Genomic DNA, 20335 nt, shown 5'->3' with positions numbered 1-20335 from the left:
TTTGTGCTTTATTCGATGTGGGTTCCATTGAAAGCTCACTTCCTGCCATAAGAAAGAAACATCAATCAACACTTATTGCATGACTTCTCTGGCTTTAAATCACAGTCGATAACGCTGCCGTTTTTATCCAAAGATAGGTTGCAGCATTCTTCAAATAACTTCTTCAATTCATCACGGCTTTTTTGCACACGAGACTTAATTGTTGAGTAACTTATGTTGTTGCTCTGCGCTATCTCTTTTTGACTTTTGCCTTCAATGTCAACAGCAAGCAACAGTGAAGCATTCTTCTCTGGTAACGCTTGAATGAAGGGCTCAATACAGTGGGATAGCTCATCTTTGAATTCGCTATCTTGATCGAGTTCTGAAAACCACAGATCTGCTTCATCAATTGCGGCGTCTCTTTGGTGTCGAGCACGCTTTCGATAGAAATCGATAATCGTATGATTTGCGAGTTGGAACAGCCACGATTTAACGCTAGCGGCATCTTGCACGCTATCAAGGTTCTGATATGTCTTGATTAAGATTTCTTGGAGCAAATCGTCTACATCGGCGGTGTTGTTGACCTTGGAATGCAAGAATGACTTTAACGCTTGCTGATACTCAGCCCAAACTTGTTCCAAGTTCAAAGATGCCCTATTCAAAGATGCCTTAGTTGCACTGTTCATTCACGCAACACTCATCTTGTAAGAAATCAATCACGCCTTCTAGGCATTCATACTCTGCTACGCAGAATAGGGTTCTTCCCTCACGTCTTTGGCTGATTAAGCCTGCCGATGCAAGGCTTGAAATGTGGTGCGACAGGGTGGAACCAGGGATACCTAGCTCTTCTTGTAGGCCGCCAACTGCAATGCCTTGGTAGCCAGCTTTAACAACACTCTTATAAATAGTTAGACGAACAGGATGTCCTAACTCTTTAAGTGCTTTCGCTACGACTTCTAAGTTCATATTAACTCCTCAAGATTTAATTTCGATATTAGTCGAAATGTGGTCTAAATACAAATATAAAGACCACATTTCTTAAGTTATTGAAAAATGTATCTTTTGCAAAACATTTCGATCTTTGTCGAAATAATGCTTGATCTGTGGCGGGATATTTCTATAATTCGAGAATATTCGAAATTAAGGGTTGGTTACTTTCCTCATAGAGTCCGACCTCAAATCCAGTTTGGAGTTAATTATGAGCAATGAAATGTTAACAATGCTAAAAGACGCACTTGATATGTTCGCTTTCTTAGCAGTAGAGCTAATCATCCTTTTCTTGGCGATCAGCTACATTGTTGGGATTCTTCAAGAGTTTCTTACACCAGAAAAGATTCAATCTATCCTGAGCTCACGTAATGGTAAGGGCTATGTGGTGGCAGCATTATTGGGTGCAATTACGCCTTTCTGTTCATGTTCGACGATTCCTTTCCTTAAAGGGTTGCTGCGTGCACGAGCAGGTTTTGGTCCAATGATGGTGTTCCTATTCGGTAGCCCACTATTGAACCCGGTGATCATTGGTTTGTTCGTGATTACGTTCGGCTGGCAAGTGGCTGTGTTCTACTTCTTAGTAGCAATGACGGTATCGGTAGTGGCAGGTTACGCACTTGAGAAACTTGGCTTTGAGCGTTACGTAAAACCTGAAGCGTATGAATCAACAGGTTCAGCTTCAAGCTGTGGTACTAGCTGTGGTGATTCTGTTCCTAAGAAAGCAGCACCTGCGAAGGCAGAATCTTCATGTAGTACAAGTGTATGCGGTGAACCTGCACCAGTAATGGCGAAAGAGACATCTTGCTGTGATTCGAAAAAAGAAGAGCCACAAGTCACGGTTTCATGCTGCGCAACGGATGGAAGCGCAACAGCTGAAATCGTAGAGAAGAAAGAGGCTAGCCGTTGGATGAGAATTTGGTTCTCAACTTGGAAAGACTTCAAACAAGTTTTCCCTTATCTAATGATGGGTATTGCGATTGGTTCATTCATCTACGGGTTCATTCCTACAGACCTAATTGCACAGTATGCTGGTGAAGGTATGTGGTATGCGATTCCTGTAGCGGCTGTGATTGGTATTCCACTGTACATTCGTGCTGAAGCGGTAATTCCACTAAGTGCAGCTCTAGTTCAGAAAGGTATGGCGTTGGGTTCAGTAATGGCATTGATCATTGGTAGTGCAGGTGCAAGTTTGACAGAAGTTATCCTGCTTAAATCAATCTTCAAGAACCAAATGATTGCAGCATTCCTATTCGTTATCCTAAGCATGGCGATGGGTGCAGGCTTCCTATACAGTTTCATCTTTGGTTAATCCTAAAATAAGCAATAGAAAGAGCTCACTTAGTAGAGCTCTTTTTTTGTTTAGGCGGTCAAAAAAGCATGGGCGTTAGTCTTAATTTGTTGGAGAACGCGATTATTCCGGAAGTGCTGATATTGAAATTAACATTCATCAACACCTACTTTTAGATTTGAATGTAACCGCTTTGATGCCAATTATTAACAATATTCATGTTTCGTTGGTGTTAATCAATTGGTGAGCTTATTTAATATTTTTGGCTAATGATTGGACGGTTTTCATATCGATATCTAGTATTTGTATAAGGTGAAATAATGCAATAGCATCGCTTGAAATTTCAAATGTTACGTTTATTTGACGGTAATGGCGTCAAGAAATTGGAGTTAATGAATGAAAGATAAGTTGAAAATTTACTGCCTTGGAACCCCTACACTTGAAACCAGAGAACCATTTGAGCTCGTGCCAGTCAGTGACATTAATCAACTCCCTGAATTCTTGGGCGGCGTCATAGTTCTAAATGGCGATCTTAGTTCGCAAGACGACGTGATGAGCCAACTCCACCGTAGCAGGAAATTTTGGTCTTGGAAGGTTTATGTTTTAGAAGATAGTGCATTATCAGAGTGTTTATCAGACGGCATTTTAAATCCAGAAAGTGTTGAAGAAGAGGTGATTCAACACCGAAGAACGTTAGAAAGTATTATCGACTCTTCGGATACATTAGACCCTCTTGTTGGGTGGTTAGGCTTGGACCAAACACGTCGATTATCACCTCACAAATATTTGTCTCATAAATCGATCTATTCATATCCGTTAGTAGAGCTTTACTATCCGGAGTTAAGTTCAACTTATCGTTTTGTATTATCAGAGACCAAGCGAGACACTTTTGAAATTGAGGATTTAATTGATCGAGTAAGAGTGTGTCATGAATGTGCCAGTGCCCACTTAAACTACATCGAAGCGTGTCCTTCTTGCAAAGACATTGATATTACTGAGCGTACCTCTCTCCATTGTTTCACGTGTGGCCATGTTGCTGAACAAGGGCTGTTCAAACGCAATCAAAAATTAGAATGCCCGAAATGTTTGACACAGCTTCGACATATTGGAGTGGATTATGATCGTCCTTTAGAAACTCATACATGTAACTCATGCTCTCACTCTTTTTCTGAGGCGGAGACATTAGCTTCTTGTTTCGAGTGTGGTACAAAAAACGATATTTCAAAGTTGGTTGTCAGGAAGATTTATTCGCTGAAACTTGGAGTTCAGGGAGAGTATATATTCCGTCATGGAGTGAAGCTATCGGCGCCTGAACTGACCTTAAGCGGGAAAGTAGACGGCGGGTATTTTTCTAATCTTCTTAGCTGGGTTAATAGGATTGCACTTCGCCACGAAGAAGAGCACCTATTATTGGGGTTACACCTGCCTGATTTAACGCAGTATGTGTCTAAAAATGGAGACGCAAAAATGTTTGCTTTAATCGAGCAAATTACAGAGCGTTTAAACGGATTGTTTAGAGATTCTGATATTTGTTGTCAGTTTAAAAGCGATGTTCTTCTTGTATTTATGCCTAAAGCTAAGATGGAACATATAGAAGTATTACGCGGGAAAATAGAAGCACTTTGTTCTCTAATCGAAGATGACGATTTCACGCTGAATGTCTTTGCATGGGGTATACCCGATCCAACGATGAAAGAAGATGTTGGTTATTGGTTAGAAAGTAAAGTCAGTGAAATCTATGCTATCAGTTAGCCTTGATCTCCAACAGTACTTCTGGGGGATGCTTCTAGAGAACTCTGAGCTTTGGCTAATGCTTTTCCCCATGATGATTATAGTGGAGCTCCCACTCTTTCTGCTTGTGTTAAGTGGAATCTTTCGCTGGTCTTATTCGGCCAGTGATATAGAGATAAAAGAATACCCAAGCATCTCGTTTGTAATTACTTGTTATGGAGAAGGAGATGCAATTGAGATAACGATCGACACGCTTGTTGAACAGCTTTATCCCGGAAAGATTGAGATTTTAGCAGTAGTCGATGGAGCAACTCAAAATGAAGATACCTACTTAGCTGCAATGCGAGGGGAGCAAAGACATAAAACGGTAAGAAACAGAGATGTGCGTGTCATTCCTAAGTGGCAAAGAGGAGGGCGAGTATCAACGTTAAATGCTGGTTTAGATAACGCTACCGGTGATTTTGTTATTAATGTTGATGGTGATACTTCTTTTGATAACGACATGGCGTTACAAATGATGAAGCAATTTGCTGATAAGAATGTGATTGCTTCTGGAGGTGCTTTACGCGTTAGAAACTGGCAAGAAAATCTGCTTACGCGAATGCAGTCTCTTGAGTATATGTTATCAATGCAAGCTGGTAAGACTGGGCTATCCAACTGGGGTGTTCTCAATAATATATCAGGAGCATTTGGTGCATTTAGAAAAAATGTATTAAAACAAGTTGGAGGTTGGGATACGCATACGGCTGAAGATCTCGACTTAACTATGAGACTTAAGCAATACAAGAGACGCTATCCCAACAATAGATTGGCTTTTACACCTAAAGCAGTGGGTCATACTGATGTACCCGATACACTGAAAGGATTGGTACAACAAAGGCTAAGATGGGATGGAGATTTACTGTTTTTGTTTTTAAGGAAACACAATGAAGGTCTAACCCCTAGATTACTCGGTTGGGGAAACTTTATATTTACTTTAATTTATGGCGTTCTACAAAACGTATTGCTGCCCATTCTAGTTTCGCTATTCATGTTTTATATATTTTGGGCTTATCCCTTCGATTTTGTTGCTGCACTTCTGATCCTTATCTACTGCGTCTATTTGTCGACAGTGTTGTTGTTTTTTACTGTCTATATTGGGTTGGTTTCCGAAAGAGTGAAAGAAGATATTAAGATGGCAAAATGGCTAATCTTGTATCCGTTTTATCAGTTCTTTATGCGATTGATTACTGCGTTCTCTATGGTGAATGAGTTATTTAGAAGAAGTCATGAAGAATCCAGTATGGCTCCTTGGTGGGTATTGAAAAAAGGCAAAAGGTTCTAACAATGAAAGTGAAATTTCATCTTGATAAAAAGAATAACCCTCAATCGGATGATGGTGTCAAAGTTGCTTACGGACAAGCGAAAAGAGGAGGCTACCGCTTTCGTTGGTATTTAATTTTAAGCTTAGTGGTTAGCCCTCTATTATTTGTAGCGTATTTTTTTTTGAAGACAAATATTTTCGTGATTGCTCCGGCAATTGTTACGTCTTATCCAGTTACTCTGACTGCTAAGGTTGCAGGTATTGTTGGGCCGATTCCCATAGAAGACGGAACTCAAGTGGAGCGAGCACAGACTGCAATTCAATTGACGAATTTGGAAATTGAAGCTCAAATCGAGTTTATACATGCGGAGCTGTTAGGGTTGAATGTCAATTTAGCAAGCGATATGGAAACACTGTACTTAAACGGTATCGCAGAAACACGTCGAAACCTCAGTAAAGTACAGCAGATTCAAAAACGTTATGAAGAATATCGTAAAAAAGGACAAGTATCGGATGTAGATTATGCCAGTATTGTTGGAATGGGTAACTCGCTGAACAACCAGTTGAACCAACAAAAGCTTGATTATCAAAGCGCGAAATTAGCTGAAGAGGAACGGGAGTTGGCTGGACCAGTTAGTCAGGCTAGACGTTCATTGATGAAAGACTTAGCTCTTAAGCGTGTAAGAGAGCAAGAGCTATCGATAAAGTCTCCCTACGCGGGTCGCGTTGTAGATATACATGTTGTCGAAGGGCTGCGTGTTTTTGAAGGCGATGAGCTAGTGACGATAGCAAAAAATACAGTTCCTCATATAGTGGCTTATCTAGACCCTAAATATTTAGAAGATGCGGTAAAAGGAGCAAGTGCGTTGGTAAAGTTTCCTAACGGTAGCTCTTTTGAAGCTGAAGTGTCCGATTCGGTAGAAGTTGTGAGTAAATTACCAAGCCAGTTAGTAAGCCCGTTTGAGGGGCAGCCGGCGTATTTGAAAGTCGTATTGGACTTTATTACAGCACCGCCAGAAGAGTATTGGGTTGAAGGGATGACAGTTGAAGCTCGTTTTTAGTGCGGATGCTAACTGACCAAAGGAATAAAAATGGAGCGATGATCGTTCCATTTTTATTTCAACAGCTATTGGGTCGAATCAGAAATCTCTTAAATCAAGCTCATTGTTGATCAACACAACACACTGAGAAGCAAACAACATGTTTGGACCTAAGCTGATTTTCTCAGTCCCTAAACGCTTCAAGCTGTTGTAGCTTTTCTTCGGCATAGGGATATGGTCAGTTAGAAGGAAACATGGGTTTTCCGCAATCTCTGCATCACGGATAAAGTCGCCTTTCTTATCCATCATGTACAGCTGGTGGTCTTCAGCCAGTTCTTTAACCAACTTTTCAAAACTCATAGTACGAACTGTGATACCTGGTTCAACCTGACGTGTCTGCTCTTTTGTCATACCTTGAGATGCGTCAACCGCTTTTACTACCGCTGATAATAATGCAGACTCATGGAAGCCACCAATGTTGGTGATCTCGTTTGAATCGAATGTAATCGTGCGTGAAAAGTCTTTAGTACTTTCTAATACAAGGTGCACGGTGACATTCTCACGGTGAGATTGAGCAACGAAGATCGTGTTCATCAGAGTATGAGCCAGAATCTCAGTATGAGCATCTTGCCCAACACCTTCTAAGATAAGTTTGCTCTCTGTAGGGGCTGCGCGAGCGCGTAATACAAATGAACGCATGGAATGTACCTTGTCAGTATGTGATAAAGCGGAAACAGACTTTATCAACATGAATTGATGAATAACTAAAATTATGGCGGTATGTAACTCTTTTCTATTAATGAAGTCAAATGGAGTTATGTATAGTACTGACCATAAGAACTTTGCGTATTAAATAGAGAGTGACCACATTACAAGATGGTAAAGGTTGAAGCGAACCAAGGTTTACATAGATAGTATGCGCAAATTATTAGGTGACTTGTATAAGGAAGTAGTCGATGAAGTTACAGAAGATCAATAAAGAAGAATATAGAAAGAAGATGAACCTACTGTTGGTGTCATTGGTTGGATCACTCGCCGTGTTCTCCATTGTATTCGGAACCATACTGATTGACCTATTCGGTTCAGGACAATCAATCGCTGGCGAATCGACAGGTAACTTCCACTTAAACGTATTAGGTGTGATCTTATCAGTCGCCTTGAATGCATTTATCGCGAGTCGTGTAAAAGGGCATGATTACTTCAAACAAGCGCTTTATGTATGGAACCTTAAGCAAATCCATAATCAAATCTATCGTAAGCTCAAGCGTATTCAACCCAAAGCTGGACAAGGCGACCGAGACGCGTTGACCATCCTTTACTTCTATTACACGACGCAAAAACAGGTCTACGACCTAGACAATAATACTTTGACGATAAAAACGGTTCAGCAATCGCTAGATAACATAGTGGAGCTGGGTGAAAAGTGGAGTATAGAACTGGATATAGAGGCATTTTCGAAAGATCTAGTCGCGAAATTCTAAGTTATATGCTTTTGATTGTATGAGATTTAGCCTGTGAAAGCGGGTTTTGACGTAAAAGTAGACGCTTAAGCAATTTTTTTGAATTTTCATCAAAAAAGGGGTTGCCATGTTTTCGATGATCTCTATAATGCCGCCTCACTGACACGGCAGGCGCTACAAGGCTTCAGCGGGAATCAGTGAGACGGAAAATTCGAAAGAAATTAATTTTAAAAAGTGTTTGACACTTAAAATTAAATCGCTAGAATTCACGTCCGCTTTCAAAGGTTTCTTTGTAAAAAGAAAGTTTCGACAAGCAAAGCTCTTTAACAATTTAAACCTATCAATCTGTGTGGGCACTCGTTGATGAATATCAAAACGTTTTATCCTTTGGATAAAACAGATTCTTCGGAATCAAAATTGATTTCAATGAACTGAGTGACCAATTCAATTTGGTACAGCCTTGAGCTGTTTGATTTCACTTTTTAAAGTGAAAACCAAAAAGAGCACAGTCAATTCATTACCATTCTGTTGGAATGGTAATAGCTTTAAAATTACACTCTTTATTTATAAAGAATAGTTTTGAAGTCAGTATTCGTTGAGTCACAAAATCTTAAATTGAAGAGTTTGATCATGGCTCAGATTGAACGCTGGCGGCAGGCCTAACACATGCAAGTCGAGCGGAAACGACATTATTGATTCTTCGGAGGATTTAATGGGCGTCGAGCGGCGGACGGGTGAGTAATGCCTAGGAAATTGCCTTGATGTGGGGGATAACCATTGGAAACGATGGCTAATACCGCATAATGCCTACGGGCCAAAGAGGGGGACCTTCGGGCCTCTCGCGTCAAGATATGCCTAGGTGGGATTAGCTAGTTGGTGAGGTAATGGCTCACCAAGGCGACGATCCCTAGCTGGTCTGAGAGGATGATCAGCCACACTGGAACTGAGACACGGTCCAGACTCCTACGGGAGGCAGCAGTGGGGAATATTGCACAATGGGCGAAAGCCTGATGCAGCCATGCCGCGTGTATGAAGAAGGCCTTCGGGTTGTAAAGTACTTTCAGTTGTGAGGAAGGGGGTGTTGTTAATAGCAACATCTCTTGACGTTAGCAACAGAAGAAGCACCGGCTAACTCCGTGCCAGCAGCCGCGGTAATACGGAGGGTGCGAGCGTTAATCGGAATTACTGGGCGTAAAGCGCATGCAGGTGGTTCATTAAGTCAGATGTGAAAGCCCGGGGCTCAACCTCGGAACTGCATTTGAAACTGGTGAACTAGAGTGCTGTAGAGGGGGGTAGAATTTCAGGTGTAGCGGTGAAATGCGTAGAGATCTGAAGGAATACCAGTGGCGAAGGCGGCCCCCTGGACAGACACTGACACTCAGATGCGAAAGCGTGGGGAGCAAACAGGATTAGATACCCTGGTAGTCCACGCCGTAAACGATGTCTACTTGGAGGTTGTGGCCTTGAGCCGTGGCTTTCGGAGCTAACGCGTTAAGTAGACCGCCTGGGGAGTACGGTCGCAAGATTAAAACTCAAATGAATTGACGGGGGCCCGCACAAGCGGTGGAGCATGTGGTTTAATTCGATGCAACGCGAAGAACCTTACCTACTCTTGACATCCAGAGAAGCCAGTGGAGACACAGGTGTGCCTTCGGGAGCTCTGAGACAGGTGCTGCATGGCTGTCGTCAGCTCGTGTTGTGAAATGTTGGGTTAAGTCCCGCAACGAGCGCAACCCTTATCCTTGTTTGCCAGCGAGTAATGTCGGGAACTCCAGGGAGACTGCCGGTGATAAACCGGAGGAAGGTGGGGACGACGTCAAGTCATCATGGCCCTTACGAGTAGGGCTACACACGTGCTACAATGGCGCATACAGAGGGCAGCAAGCTAGCGATAGTGAGCGAATCCCAAAAAGTGCGTCGTAGTCCGGATTGGAGTCTGCAACTCGACTCCATGAAGTCGGAATCGCTAGTAATCGTGAATCAGAATGTCACGGTGAATACGTTCCCGGGCCTTGTACACACCGCCCGTCACACCATGGGAGTGGGCTGCAAAAGAAGTGGGTAGTTTAACCTTTCGGGGAGGACGCTCACCACTTTGTGGTTCATGACTGGGGTGAAGTCGTAACAAGGTAGCCCTAGGGGAACCTGGGGCTGGATCACCTCCTTATACGAAGATAGTCACGATGAGTGTCCACACAGATTGATTAGGTTTAGAAAAGTAAAGAGACGAAGAACTCCCAAGTTCTTCAATATCCAGTGTCCCGTTCGTCTAGAGGCCTAGGACACCGCCCTTTCACGGCGGTAACAGGGGTTCGACTCCCCTACGGGATACCACTTCCCTCAAGAAGTAAAAAGGGTCGTTAGCTCAGTTGGTAGAGCAGTTGACTTTTAATCAATTGGTCGCAGGTTCGAATCCTGCACGACCCACCATTTCCTCCCAAGGAAATAAAATTTGGGGCGATTAGCTCAGTTGGGAGAGCACCTGCCTTACAAGCAGGGGGTCACTGGTTCGAGCCCGGTATCGCCCACCATTTCCTCCCAAGGAAATAAAAATATGGGGCTATAGCTCAGCTGGGAGAGCGCCTGCCTTGCACGCAGGAGGTCTGCGGTTCGATCCCGCATAGCTCCACCATTCTTTCTCACGAAGGAATTAAAACTTTCGTGGGCGATTAGCTCAGTTGGGAGAGCACCTGCCTTACAAGCAGGGGGTCACTGGTTCGAGCCCGGTATCGCCCACCATCTTTAAGCACACTTTTCTTAGTAATAGAAAGCTGAGTGTATTTAAAAATGGTTTTGAAAGTTTAACACTTTAAAAACTCTTGCTCTTTAACAATTTGGAAAGCTGACTGATTTAAATAACGAAGTTATTTAAATCAAATTTAAAAGTTCTCAATGTTTATCTGCTCTTATTTAATAAGAACGGTATAAACACAACAAACACATTCAAGTGTCTTGTATTCGAATGATCAGAAATGATTGTTCATTTTTTGATTCTACTTTTTATTAAAAAGTGGAAACAAAAAGTAAATTGAGTCCGGCAAACAGTTATCAAGAATTAACCCTTCTTGATGACAACCAAAAACCTTGGTTGCTTTTTGTCTTCACTTTTTTAAAGTGAAAGCAAATTTGTATCATACACAAGACCCTTTCGGGTTGTATGGTTAAGTGACTAAGCGTACACGGTGGATGCCTTGGCAGTCAGAGGCGATGAAAGGCGTAATAACTTGCGATAAGCCCAGATTAGGTAGTAATAACCTTTTGAGTCTGGGATTCCTGAATGGGGAAACCCACTTACATAAGTAAGTATCCTGTTGTGAATACATAGCAACAGGAGGCAAACCGGGGGAACTGAAACATCTAAGTACCCCGAGGAAGAGAAATCAACCGAGATTCCGAAAGTAGCGGCGAGCGAAATTGGATTAGCCCTTAAGCTTTTAATGATGCAGGTGAAGAGTCTGGAAAGTCTCGCAATAAAGGGTGATAGCCCCGTAACCGACACATCATAATCAGTGAAAACGAGTAGGGCGGGACACGTGATATCCTGTCTGAATATGGGGGGACCATCCTCCAAGGCTAAATACTACTGACTGACCGATAGTGAACCAGTACCGTGAGGGAAAGGCGAAAAGAACCCCTGTGAGGGGAGTGAAATAGAACCTGAAACCGTGTACGTACAAGCAGTAGGAGCACCTTCGTGGTGTGACTGCGTACCTTTTGTATAATGGGTCAGCGACTTAATTTTAGTAGCAAGGTTAACCGTTTAGGGGAGCCGTAGGGAAACCGAGTCTTAACTGGGCGTACAGTTGCTAGGATTAGACCCGAAACCAGGTGATCTAGCCATGGGCAGGTTGAAGGTTGAGTAACATCAACTGGAGGACCGAACCGACTAATGTTGAAAAATTAGCGGATGACTTGTGGCTAGGGGTGAAAGGCCAATCAAACCTGGAGATAGCTGGTTCTCCCCGAAAGCTATTTAGGTAGCGCCTCGGACGAATACTACTGGGGGTAGAGCACTGTTAAGGCTAGGGGGTCATCCCGACTTACCAACCCTTTGCAAACTCCGAATACCAGTAAGTACTATCCGGGAGACACACGGCGGGTGCTAACGTCCGTCGTGGAGAGGGAAACAACCCAGACCGCCAGCTAAGGTCCCAAAGTATAGCTAAGTGGGAAACGATGTGGGAAGGCTCAGACAGCCAGGATGTTGGCTTAGAAGCAGCCATCATTTAAAGAAAGCGTAATAGCTCACTGGTCGAGTCGGCCTGCGCGGAAGATGTAACGGGGCTAAGCTATACACCGAAGCTGCGGCTACGTACCTTAGGGTATGTGGGGTAGGGGAGCGTTCTGTAAGCCGTTGAAGGTGGTCTGTAAGGGCTGCTGGAGGTATCAGAAGTGCGAATGCTGACATGAGTAACGATAAAGGGAGTGAAAAACTCCCTCGCCGGAAGACCAAGGGTTCCTGTCCAACGTTAATCGGGGCAGGGTAAGTCGACTCCTAAGGCGAGGCCGAAAGGCGTAGTCGATGGGAAACGGGTTAATATTCCCGTACTTCTTACAATTGCGATGGGGGGACGGAGAAGGCTAGGTGGGCCTGGCGACGGTTGTCCAGGTTCAAGTACGTAGGCGGAAAGTTTAGGTAAATCCGGACTTTCTTAACGCTGAGATACGATGTCGAGCTACTACGGTAGTGAAGTCATTGATGCCATGCTTCCAGGAAAAGCCTCTAAGCTTCAGATTGTAAGGAATCGTACCCCAAACCGACACAGGTGGTCGGGTAGAGAATACCAAGGCGCTTGAGAGAACTCGGGTGAAGGAACTAGGCAAAATGGTACCGTAACTTCGGGAGAAGGTACGCTCTTATCAGTGAAGTCCCTTGCGGATGGAGCAGACGAGAGTCGCAGATACCAGGTGGCTGCAACTGTTTATTAAAAACACAGCACTGTGCAAAATCGTAAGATGACGTATACGGTGTGACGCCTGCCCGGTGCCGGAAGGTTAATTGATGGGGTTAGACTTCGGTCGAAGCTCTTGATCGAAGCCCCGGTAAACGGCGGCCGTAACTATAACGGTCCTAAGGTAGCGAAATTCCTTGTCGGGTAAGTTCCGACCTGCACGAATGGCGTAATGATGGCCACGCTGTCTCCACCCGAGACTCAGTGAAATTGAAATCGCTGTGAAGATGCAGTGTACCCGCGGCTAGACGGAAAGACCCCGTGAACCTTTACTACAGCTTGGCACTGAACATTGAACCTACATGTGTAGGATAGGTGGGAGACTATGAAACCGCGTCGCTAGATGTGGTGGAGTCGTCCTTGAAATACCACCCTTGTAGTTTTGATGTTCTAACGTTGGTCCCTGAATCGGGATTACGGACAGTGCCTGGTGGGTAGTTTGACTGGGGCGGTCTCCTCCCAAAGAGTAACGGAGGAGCACGAAGGTGGGCTAAACACGGTTGGACATCGTGTGGTTAGTGCAATGGCATAAGCCCGCTTGACTGCGAGAATGACAATTCGAGCAGGTGCGAAAGCAGGTCATAGTGATCCGGTGGTTCTGAATGGAAGGGCCATCGCTCAACGGATAAAAGGTACTCCGGGGATAACAGGCTGATACCGCCCAAGAGTTCATATCGACGGCGGTGTTTGGCACCTCGATGTCGGCTCATCACATCCTGGGGCTGAAGTCGGTCCCAAGGGTATGGCTGTTCGCCATTTAAAGTGGTACGCGAGCTGGGTTTAGAACGTCGTGAGACAGTTCGGTCCCTATCTGCCGTGGGCGTTGGAAAATTGAAAGGGGCTGCTCCTAGTACGAGAGGACCGGAGTGGACGAACCTCTGGTGTTCGGGTTGTCATGCCAATGGCATTGCCCGGTAGCTAAGTTCGGAATCGATAACCGCTGAAAGCATCTAAGCGGGAAGCGAGCCTTGAGATGAGTTTTCCCTGGCACTATAAGTGTCCTAAAGGGTTGTCGTAGACTACGACGTTGATAGGCAGGGTGTGTAAGTGCTGCGAGGCATTGAGCTAACCTGTACTAATTGCCCGTGAGGCTTAACCATACAACACCCAAGGGGTTTTGTGGACTCAAAGACAGACCTTGAATGAGTTTGAAGAGACTTTTAAATTAGCTTTCCGAATTTTAAAATTTGCTTGGCGACCATAGCATTGTGGACCCACCTGACTCCATGCCGAACTCAGAAGTGAAACACAATAGCGCCGATGGTAGTGTGGGGCTTCCCCATGTGAGAGTAGGACATCGCCAGGCTCCTATTTATTTTCACTTTTTAAAAAGTGAAGACAAAAGATATCGTTATTTGCATAGCAAGTAACAACATCTACAGTGTACTAATCTGTTGATGACAATTTGTTGGAGGGATGGCTGAGTGGTCGAAAGCACCGGTCTTGAAAACCGGCAACCGTTAATAGCGGTTCTAGGGTTCAAATCCCTATCCCTCCACCACCATTGAAAAGCCCGCTGAGAAATCCAGCGGGCTTTTTTCGTTTTGAATTTGCTAAAAGAAAACCAAAATACATTGGATACATCGTTATCTACTTTAGTGAGAGGGTTATTCGAGTTGAGGTAATAAAAAGCAGAGCGTTTAGGCTCTGCTTTAGTGTTTTTTTGAATGTAGCTAACTAGTCATCGCCTATTTTGCTACGTTGCCTGCTACGTTAAGAGCATCCCAAGTCCGTGCGAATGGTGGCGCATAGCAGAAGTCCATGTAGCCTAATTGTTGAGTCGTCATCTTCGCAGTGATAGCAACTGCAAGTGCATTGATGCGACCAACCGCTCCTTTCTTACCTACGATCTCGCCACCAAGTAGAACGTTTGTTTCTGGGTGATAAACCAGTTTAACCTTGATGTCTTCTTGCCCAGGGTAGTAATCGGTTTGGTTCTTGTCTGAAATTGTTGATACTTTCACATCTAAGCAGTGTTCTTTCGCCAGAAGTTCATTCACGCCAGTACACGCCAGTTCGTAATCCAACACTTTCAAACAAGACGAGCCTAAGAATCCAGTCATGTAAGTGTCTTTGCCTGCAAGTTTGTCCGCCATCATGCGCGCTTGTTTGTTAGCTGTGGTTGCAAGTGGCACATATACCGGTTTGCCTAATGCCATGTGATGAACCACTGCACAGTCACCTACAGCATGGATGTAAGCGTCTTCAGTGGCACCATATTCATTCACCACCAACGCGCCATTTTGAGCTTTTGGTAATTCGAATGCTTCCGTGTTTGGTTTGAAACCGAGTGATAGGATAACGACATCGGCTTCTACATTGCCGTTATCGGTTTCTATGATGTAACCGCCTTGCTCTGCATCGTGAATCGCCGACACGCTGCACCCTGTTTTTAGTTCTGCACCTGATTCACGAATCGCACCTTCGACTACTTCAATGATTTCTGGGCTGAACTGACGGCTCATGATTTGTTGTTCACGTTCGATGATCGTCACGTGTTTGTCTAAGCCGTGCGCTGCATCGAATACTTCCAGGCCGATAAAACCAGCTCCAATAACACACACACGCTGCTTGTTAACATCCTTTAGCGCTTCTTTCACCGCCAAGCCGTCTTCCATGCTTGTTAGTGTGTATACGTGCTCTGGATTGAACTCACCGAATGATGGAACGATTGGTCGCGCACCTGTTGCAATGACCAACATATCGTAATCGATGACGCTTTCTTCATTTTGGTGACGTACTGTCATTTGTTTTTCAGTGCGGTCGAACGACACCATTTCTGTGTCTACACGCACATCTAAGCCTGATTTAATGGCTTGATCTGGTGTTCGAGAGATCATTCGCTCGGTGTCATCAAACATGCCACCTGCAAAGTAAGGTAAGCCACATGCTCCAAAAGATATGTAGCTACGTTTATCTAAAACGATGACTTCGTCTGATGGCTGATTACGTTTGTACTTTGCTGCGAAACTCATACCAGCGGCGCTACCGCCTATAACAACAACTTTCATATTTACTACCTAAATAACCTGAACTCAGGAAAAAAGAAGAGCACTCACGCGGAGTGCTCTTAATTAAGTTTGAGAATTATACTGCTGCTTCCTTTGATACAGTCTCTGTAACGTCAGCGTCGTATTGTACTGTGTTTAGAGAGCCGTTTTTCTTAGCCGTTAGAACACCAGACAACATAGAGCCTGAGATGTTCAGCGCAGTACGAGCCATGTCAATTAGCGCTTCGATAGACACGAGAATCGCGACTACTGTGATGTCTAGACCCATAATGGTCAGTACTGCTACTGCTGCGAACGTCGCACCCCCACCTACACCAGCGATACCGAATGAAGCAATTGCTATAACAGCTATCAGCTGTAGGATGAAGCTTAAGTCTACAGGCATGCCCATGACCTGTGCCGCCATGATTGCTAGCATTGCTGGGTAGATACCTGCACAACCGTTTTGGCCGATACTGGTACCAAATGTCGCTGACATGTTTGCTGTTTCTTCGTCTACACCTAGGCGTTGAGTTTGTGTTTCAACGTTTAGTGGAATAGCTGCCATGCTTGAACGAGAGCCGAAACCGAACACGAGTACTGGCCAGATTTTCTTCATGAACTTAGCCGGAGAAAGACCGAACATTGACACCATGACGAAGTGGATGCCGAACATAACGCCAATTGCTACGTAGCTTGCTAGAAGGAAGCGGCCCATCTCTGCAAGTGCGAACAGGTCGTTGGTCATCATGAACGTGGTCATCAGAGCAAATACACCGTAAGGCGTTAGCTTCAGGATTTCACGAACCATTGAAAGCACCACTTCTTTTGCAGAGTTGATGAAATCAACGAAGTTTTGCACTTTCTCAGGCTTACGGTTTTTCACTTGAAGGATGCAGTAACCAAGGAACATGCCGAACAGTACAGTTGATAGCGTAGAAGTACGCTGAGAACCCGTTAGCATGTCGAAGATGTTGGTTGGAATGATAGACAGAGCCATACCAGACAGACCGCTGCTCGCCATCGCATCTTGTGTTGCTACCAGTGAATCACCGCGAGCTTCAATCGCACTGTTTGTACCGATAGTGCTTACTAGCGCGTTTGCATCGATACCAAATAGGTAAATACTTGCGATACCAACTGCCGCTGAGATTGCACAAGTGAAAAGTAGAATACCGATGATCTTTGGTGCGATTCGAGATAGCGCACCACCGCCTTCAACGTTCATGATCGAAGAGATCATCGCCACGAATACAAGTGGGATAACGATCATTTGTAGAAGTTTGATGTAGCCTTTACCGAACACTGAAATCAGTTCAGCAAAGCCAGACGTCGCAACGTTGCCGACACCGAAAACAAGTTGAATTGCGCCGCCGAACAACAAGCCAGCAGCAAGCGCACTTAGTACGCGGAAGTTAAAACTTTTCTTTTGCTTTTTGAAGTTCGACAGCAGTGCGTAGAACCCAAAGAACAGTACGCTTAATGCGATAAATGAAACGCTCATGAGAATCTCCTATGATACCCATTAATACCTAATTCGGTTATTTTTTGTATGCGATGGCTTCAACTTCAACCAGTGCGTCTTTTGGTAGTCGTGCTGCTTCAACACAAGAGCGAGCAGGTGCATTCTCAGTACCAAACACCTCGGTATACACTTCGTTAAAGGCAACGAAGTTCTCCATGTCTGATAGGAAGCAGGTAGTCTTCAATACTGTGTCTAAGCCAGCCCCGCTTGCTTCTAAAACAGCCTTCAAATTCTCAAGAGATTGACGAGCCTGCTCTTTGATGCCGCCCTCAACAAACTTCATGGTTTCTGGAACAAGAGGTAATTGACCTGAGGTGTAAACCATGTCGCTGTAAGATGTACCTTGTGAGTAAGGACCGATAGCTGCAGGTGCTTGTTCAGTGGCAATGATCTGTTTCACGATGTAACTCCTAAATTTATTGGTTTTATTCTGATTTAAATTCACGGATAAACTTGTAAACCGCCTGACGGCTGATCCCAAGCTGCTCTGATACTTGTGTAGTCGTCTCTTTTAGCTCAAAGACGCCGTTATCAAATAAACAACGGATGATGGCTTTATTACGACCTTTGCAGGAAACCGACTCGTCTTGGTCAACCTCGTTAATGGCTGAACTCAATGCTTGTTGAATCACGTCGTTTGCATTGTTGCTGAATGTCTCGCTGACAATGGTTTGCGGTACATTGCACTGCGGCATCAGCGTTTTGACGATTTCTGGGAATGGGAAAGATAAGTTCATGTTGATACACAGCATGCCAATCGGCTTTTGCTGTGGTCCGGCAAGCACACAGGTGGTTGATTTAAGTAGGGAACCGTCTGCTGCATTGGTGAAGTAACTCTTTGGAGAAACTTCGCCAGTTTTCTCGAATTTACTCCACATACGTAAACCTAAGTCTGTGATAGGAGAGCCGATTTTACGACCGGTATGATGACCGTTGACGATTTTCACGACCGAGTTTTCTAAGCTTTCAAATGAATGAATGACTACTTCACAGTAGGGGCCAATCAAATCAGCGAGCGTGTCTGCTAAACGGAAGTAATTGCTTAAACATTCTCTGTCTTCATCGGTGAATCTAACTTGTTTTACATTCATAGTTTCGGTTTACATTTTTGAACTTGATGACTGAAATCTACCTCTTTGGTGGTATTTGAGCAAGGTGTAGTAAACTTCTGTAAACCGTTAAAAAGCGTCTAAAACATCAACAAATAACGGAAATGCGACTGAAATCAAGAGTGAAATTTGAACAGGATCACCAAACCATCCTCAATATGGTTTAATTTCTTAAACCCCATCAAGGTTTACATATTTAAAACCAAAGATTGCATTTTTGAACTCTTTGATGATCTAGGACAAATTATAAGGAGAGTCAAAAAATTGGATTGATTAGCATTTTAAATGTATGACAACCAGGCATTTACTTGGGAAATGTAATGGTGAGTAAAGGTAGGTGGTTAATTAAAACAAGGTCGTATTAGAGAATTAAATTGGCAAAATAGCTTTTCGTTAGGATGTAAACTAGAGCGTAGATCATAAAAAAGCAGCTGAAGTCGCTGCTTTATTTATTTTGAGTGTTCAGTTTGATTATTAGTCTCGCAGTCTAAGCTCGACTTGCTTTAGCGCGTGCTGACACATAAACCATGCACATGTTCCGGCAAGCACATTACCTACCATAGCGCCCCAGAATAGGCCCTCAATACCAGCAAGTTGAGAGCCAACCCACAAGCAAGGCAAGAAGAAAGCGAACAGGCGCAGCACTGAAATCGTCAAGGCGGTGTAAGACTTACCCAGAGCGTTCGAGACAGAAACCATCAGCATACAGATTCCTAATGGCCCTAAGCTAATAGGTACGATCAGTAGGTGATAGTTTAAAATCGTCGAGACTTCGCTTTCACTGGTCATTAGGCTTGCCAGTCCGCCAGAGAATAACCAAGTCAACAGCGCTATCACCAACTGGAAACCCAATACGAACATTACCGCAATCTTAACGAGTTTACGTATATTGTTGAGGTTGTTCTCTCCCAACATGCGGCCAATCATCGGAGGCATCGACATCGTTAGTGCTAGCACGGCGACAATCGAGAAGAATTCAAAACGCGAACCCAGTGCCCAAGCTGCAACGGCAGCTGTGCCATAGCCAGCAAGCAGCTTAGTGGCGAACATTGATGAAACAGGTGGCAGCAGCTGACTGATCATCGCAGGCCCCATGATGTTACCAATGGAACGAACACTCTTACCAATATCGAGATCGTGCCAGTCGAACGTCATCCAATGTTTCTTGGTCACTTTGGGCGCCACGATAAAGATGCCCGCACCAAACGCCAAGATGGTCGCAATGGCGGCTCCATTTATGCCCATGTCGAGAGTAAAGATAAAAATCGGGTCCAATATTAGGTTGATGATACTGGTCGCGATCATCATTGAGCCGGGCAGCATGGTATTACCATTGGCACGACACACACTGTAGAAGAAGTAGAGCAGTGCACCTGTCCAAGAGCTGACTAGCCAATAGATCCAATAAGAGTCAATGATTGGCAATACCGTTGGTGGCGCATCCAACAACTGTAAAATTGGCCCACGCAACAGGTAAATGATGACGGAGAAAAGCGCGACACTCACGCTGCCCATCGCAATCACTAATCCACCAAGCTGCTTAGCGTAGCGCGTTTCATTCGCGCCAATGGCTCTAGCGATTACCGCGGTCGTCGCGATTCCTAGCCCGACTTGAATACCAATGATGATCATCTGAATTGGAAGCGTGAAGCCTTGAACAGCGAGCGGTAGCACGCCCAGCTGGCCAATAAAAGCACTGTCTACAAGCTGGAAGCTCATTAGGGAAAGTACCCCAAACAGCATTGGCCATGTCATTGTATAGAGTTGTCTGCCAAGAGAAGTCGAGGGAGTTGCGGTAGTAGAATTCATAACACTCTTATCGGTCTTGAAGTTAGGCTTGTTGTGGTGACAAACCTCTCAATGAAGAATTGCGTAAAGGATAACGTAAGGTCAGCTCGATACCAATGTTTGTTATGATAGGCAGGTTATCTTTGTTGGTTTTCGGTGAACAAAAAAGCCAGTCGCGAT

13 protein-coding genes, 6 tRNA genes and 3 rRNA genes are annotated in these 20335 nt (G+C 44.4%); 14 read left to right on the top strand and 8 right to left on the bottom strand.

Translation table 11 applies throughout. The features are described 5' to 3' along the window. Positions 1-65: 65 nt before the first annotated feature. Together sigZ and Q5H80_RS19840 are read right to left on the bottom strand one after the other, a co-directional pair. Positions 66-665 (bottom strand): RNA polymerase sigma factor SigZ, encoded by a 600-nt coding sequence (sigZ, locus tag Q5H80_RS19845; protein ID WP_304569842.1) that lies wholly within the window; start codon positions 663-665, stop codon positions 66-68. After that, positions 649-945, bottom strand: a complete 297-nt coding sequence (locus Q5H80_RS19840; RefSeq protein ID WP_010433077.1) for a helix-turn-helix transcriptional regulator — start codon at positions 943-945, stop codon at positions 649-651. Before Q5H80_RS19840 ends, sigZ begins: the two co-directional genes overlap by 17 nt. A 232-nt stretch (positions 946-1177) precedes the next feature. Between Q5H80_RS19840 and Q5H80_RS19835 the strand changes: the two genes are divergently transcribed. The 4 genes from Q5H80_RS19835 (at position 1178) to Q5H80_RS19820 (ending at position 6352) form a co-directional block, all read left to right on the top strand. Continuing rightward, positions 1178-2278: a permease gene (locus Q5H80_RS19835; protein WP_304569833.1), complete on the top strand. Its 1101-nt coding sequence runs from the start codon at positions 1178-1180 to the stop codon at positions 2276-2278. Positions 2279-2653: 375 nt separating this feature from the next. Then, positions 2654-4009: a diguanylate cyclase gene (locus tag Q5H80_RS19830; protein WP_304569831.1), complete on the top strand. Its 1356-nt coding sequence runs from the start codon at positions 2654-2656 to the stop codon at positions 4007-4009. Then, a complete protein-coding gene (locus Q5H80_RS19825; protein ID WP_304570737.1) occupies positions 3996-5312 on the top strand; it encodes a glycosyltransferase in 1317 nt (438 codons plus the stop codon). Before Q5H80_RS19830 ends, Q5H80_RS19825 begins: the two co-directional genes overlap by 14 nt. Continuing rightward, positions 5279-6352: an HlyD family secretion protein gene (locus tag Q5H80_RS19820; RefSeq protein ID WP_304569829.1), complete on the top strand. Its 1074-nt coding sequence runs from the start codon at positions 5279-5281 to the stop codon at positions 6350-6352. Before Q5H80_RS19825 ends, Q5H80_RS19820 begins: the two co-directional genes overlap by 34 nt. 78 nt (positions 6353-6430) lie before the next feature. Here Q5H80_RS19820 and trmY read toward each other — a convergent pair whose 3' ends face one another. After that, complete coding sequence (gene trmY / locus Q5H80_RS19815) at positions 6431-7030, bottom strand: tRNA (pseudouridine(54)-N(1))-methyltransferase TrmY (protein WP_304569827.1); 600 nt, start codon at positions 7028-7030, stop codon at positions 6431-6433. 257 nt (positions 7031-7287) lie between these two features. Here trmY and Q5H80_RS19810 point away from each other — a divergent pair, with 257 nt between their 5' ends. The 10 genes from Q5H80_RS19810 (at position 7288) to Q5H80_RS19765 (ending at position 14244) form a co-directional block, all read left to right on the top strand. Further along, on the top strand, positions 7288-7812 hold the full coding sequence (locus Q5H80_RS19810) for a DUF3087 family protein (RefSeq protein ID WP_304569825.1): 525 nt from the start codon (positions 7288-7290) through the stop codon (positions 7810-7812). A gap of 591 nt (positions 7813-8403) precedes the next feature. Next, positions 8404-9958: ribosomal RNA gene (locus tag Q5H80_RS19805) — 16S ribosomal RNA — on the top strand. A 91-nt stretch (positions 9959-10049) separates the two neighbouring features. Beyond that, positions 10050-10125, top strand: a tRNA-Glu gene (locus Q5H80_RS19800). A gap of 20 nt (positions 10126-10145) precedes the next feature. Further along, positions 10146-10221: transfer RNA gene (locus tag Q5H80_RS19795), tRNA-Lys, on the top strand. A gap of 25 nt (positions 10222-10246) precedes the next feature. Continuing rightward, a tRNA-Val gene (locus Q5H80_RS19790) sits at positions 10247-10322 on the top strand. Between the two features lie 25 nt (positions 10323-10347). Next, a tRNA-Ala gene (locus Q5H80_RS19785) sits at positions 10348-10423 on the top strand. Between the two features lie 31 nt (positions 10424-10454). Beyond that, positions 10455-10530 (top strand) — tRNA-Val (locus Q5H80_RS19780). A 420-nt stretch (positions 10531-10950) separates the two neighbouring features. Beyond that, positions 10951-13843: ribosomal RNA gene (locus Q5H80_RS19775) — 23S ribosomal RNA — on the top strand. 90 nt (positions 13844-13933) lie between these two features. Further along, a 5S ribosomal RNA gene (gene rrf, locus Q5H80_RS19770) occupies positions 13934-14049 on the top strand. The 16S, 23S and 5S rRNA genes sit together here with 6 tRNA genes alongside, the layout of an rRNA operon. A gap of 104 nt (positions 14050-14153) precedes the next feature. Continuing rightward, a tRNA-Ser gene (locus tag Q5H80_RS19765) sits at positions 14154-14244 on the top strand. 187 nt (positions 14245-14431) lie between these two features. Here the strand turns inward: Q5H80_RS19765 and Q5H80_RS19760 are convergent. The 5 genes from Q5H80_RS19760 to Q5H80_RS19740 all read right to left on the bottom strand — a co-directional run bounded on the left by Q5H80_RS19760 (position 14432) and on the right by Q5H80_RS19740 (position 20176). After that, entirely contained in the window at positions 14432-15754 is a 1323-nt protein-coding gene (locus Q5H80_RS19760; RefSeq protein WP_304569824.1) for a CoA-disulfide reductase, read from the bottom strand. Positions 15755-15830: 76 nt separating this feature from the next. Beyond that, positions 15831-17237 (bottom strand): cation:dicarboxylate symporter family transporter, encoded by a 1407-nt coding sequence (locus Q5H80_RS19755; protein WP_304569823.1) that lies wholly within the window; start codon positions 17235-17237, stop codon positions 15831-15833. Between the two features lie 37 nt (positions 17238-17274). Then, positions 17275-17658 (bottom strand): RidA family protein, encoded by a 384-nt coding sequence (locus tag Q5H80_RS19750; RefSeq protein ID WP_304569822.1) that lies wholly within the window; start codon positions 17656-17658, stop codon positions 17275-17277. Between the two features lie 25 nt (positions 17659-17683). Further along, the gene (locus Q5H80_RS19745) at positions 17684-18349 is read right to left on the bottom strand and encodes a transcriptional regulator (protein ID WP_304569821.1); all 666 of its coding nucleotides are present in this window, start codon (positions 18347-18349) and stop codon (positions 17684-17686) included. Positions 18350-18841: 492 nt separating this feature from the next. Continuing rightward, entirely contained in the window at positions 18842-20176 is a 1335-nt protein-coding gene (locus tag Q5H80_RS19740) for an MATE family efflux transporter (protein ID WP_304569819.1), read from the bottom strand. Positions 20177-20335 lie beyond the last annotated feature (159 nt).

It is taken from the genome of Vibrio sp. SNU_ST1 (assembly GCF_030563405.1).
Lineage (GTDB): Bacteria > Pseudomonadota > Gammaproteobacteria > Enterobacterales > Vibrionaceae > Vibrio.
This window is presented reverse-complemented; position numbering and strand designations above follow the sequence as displayed.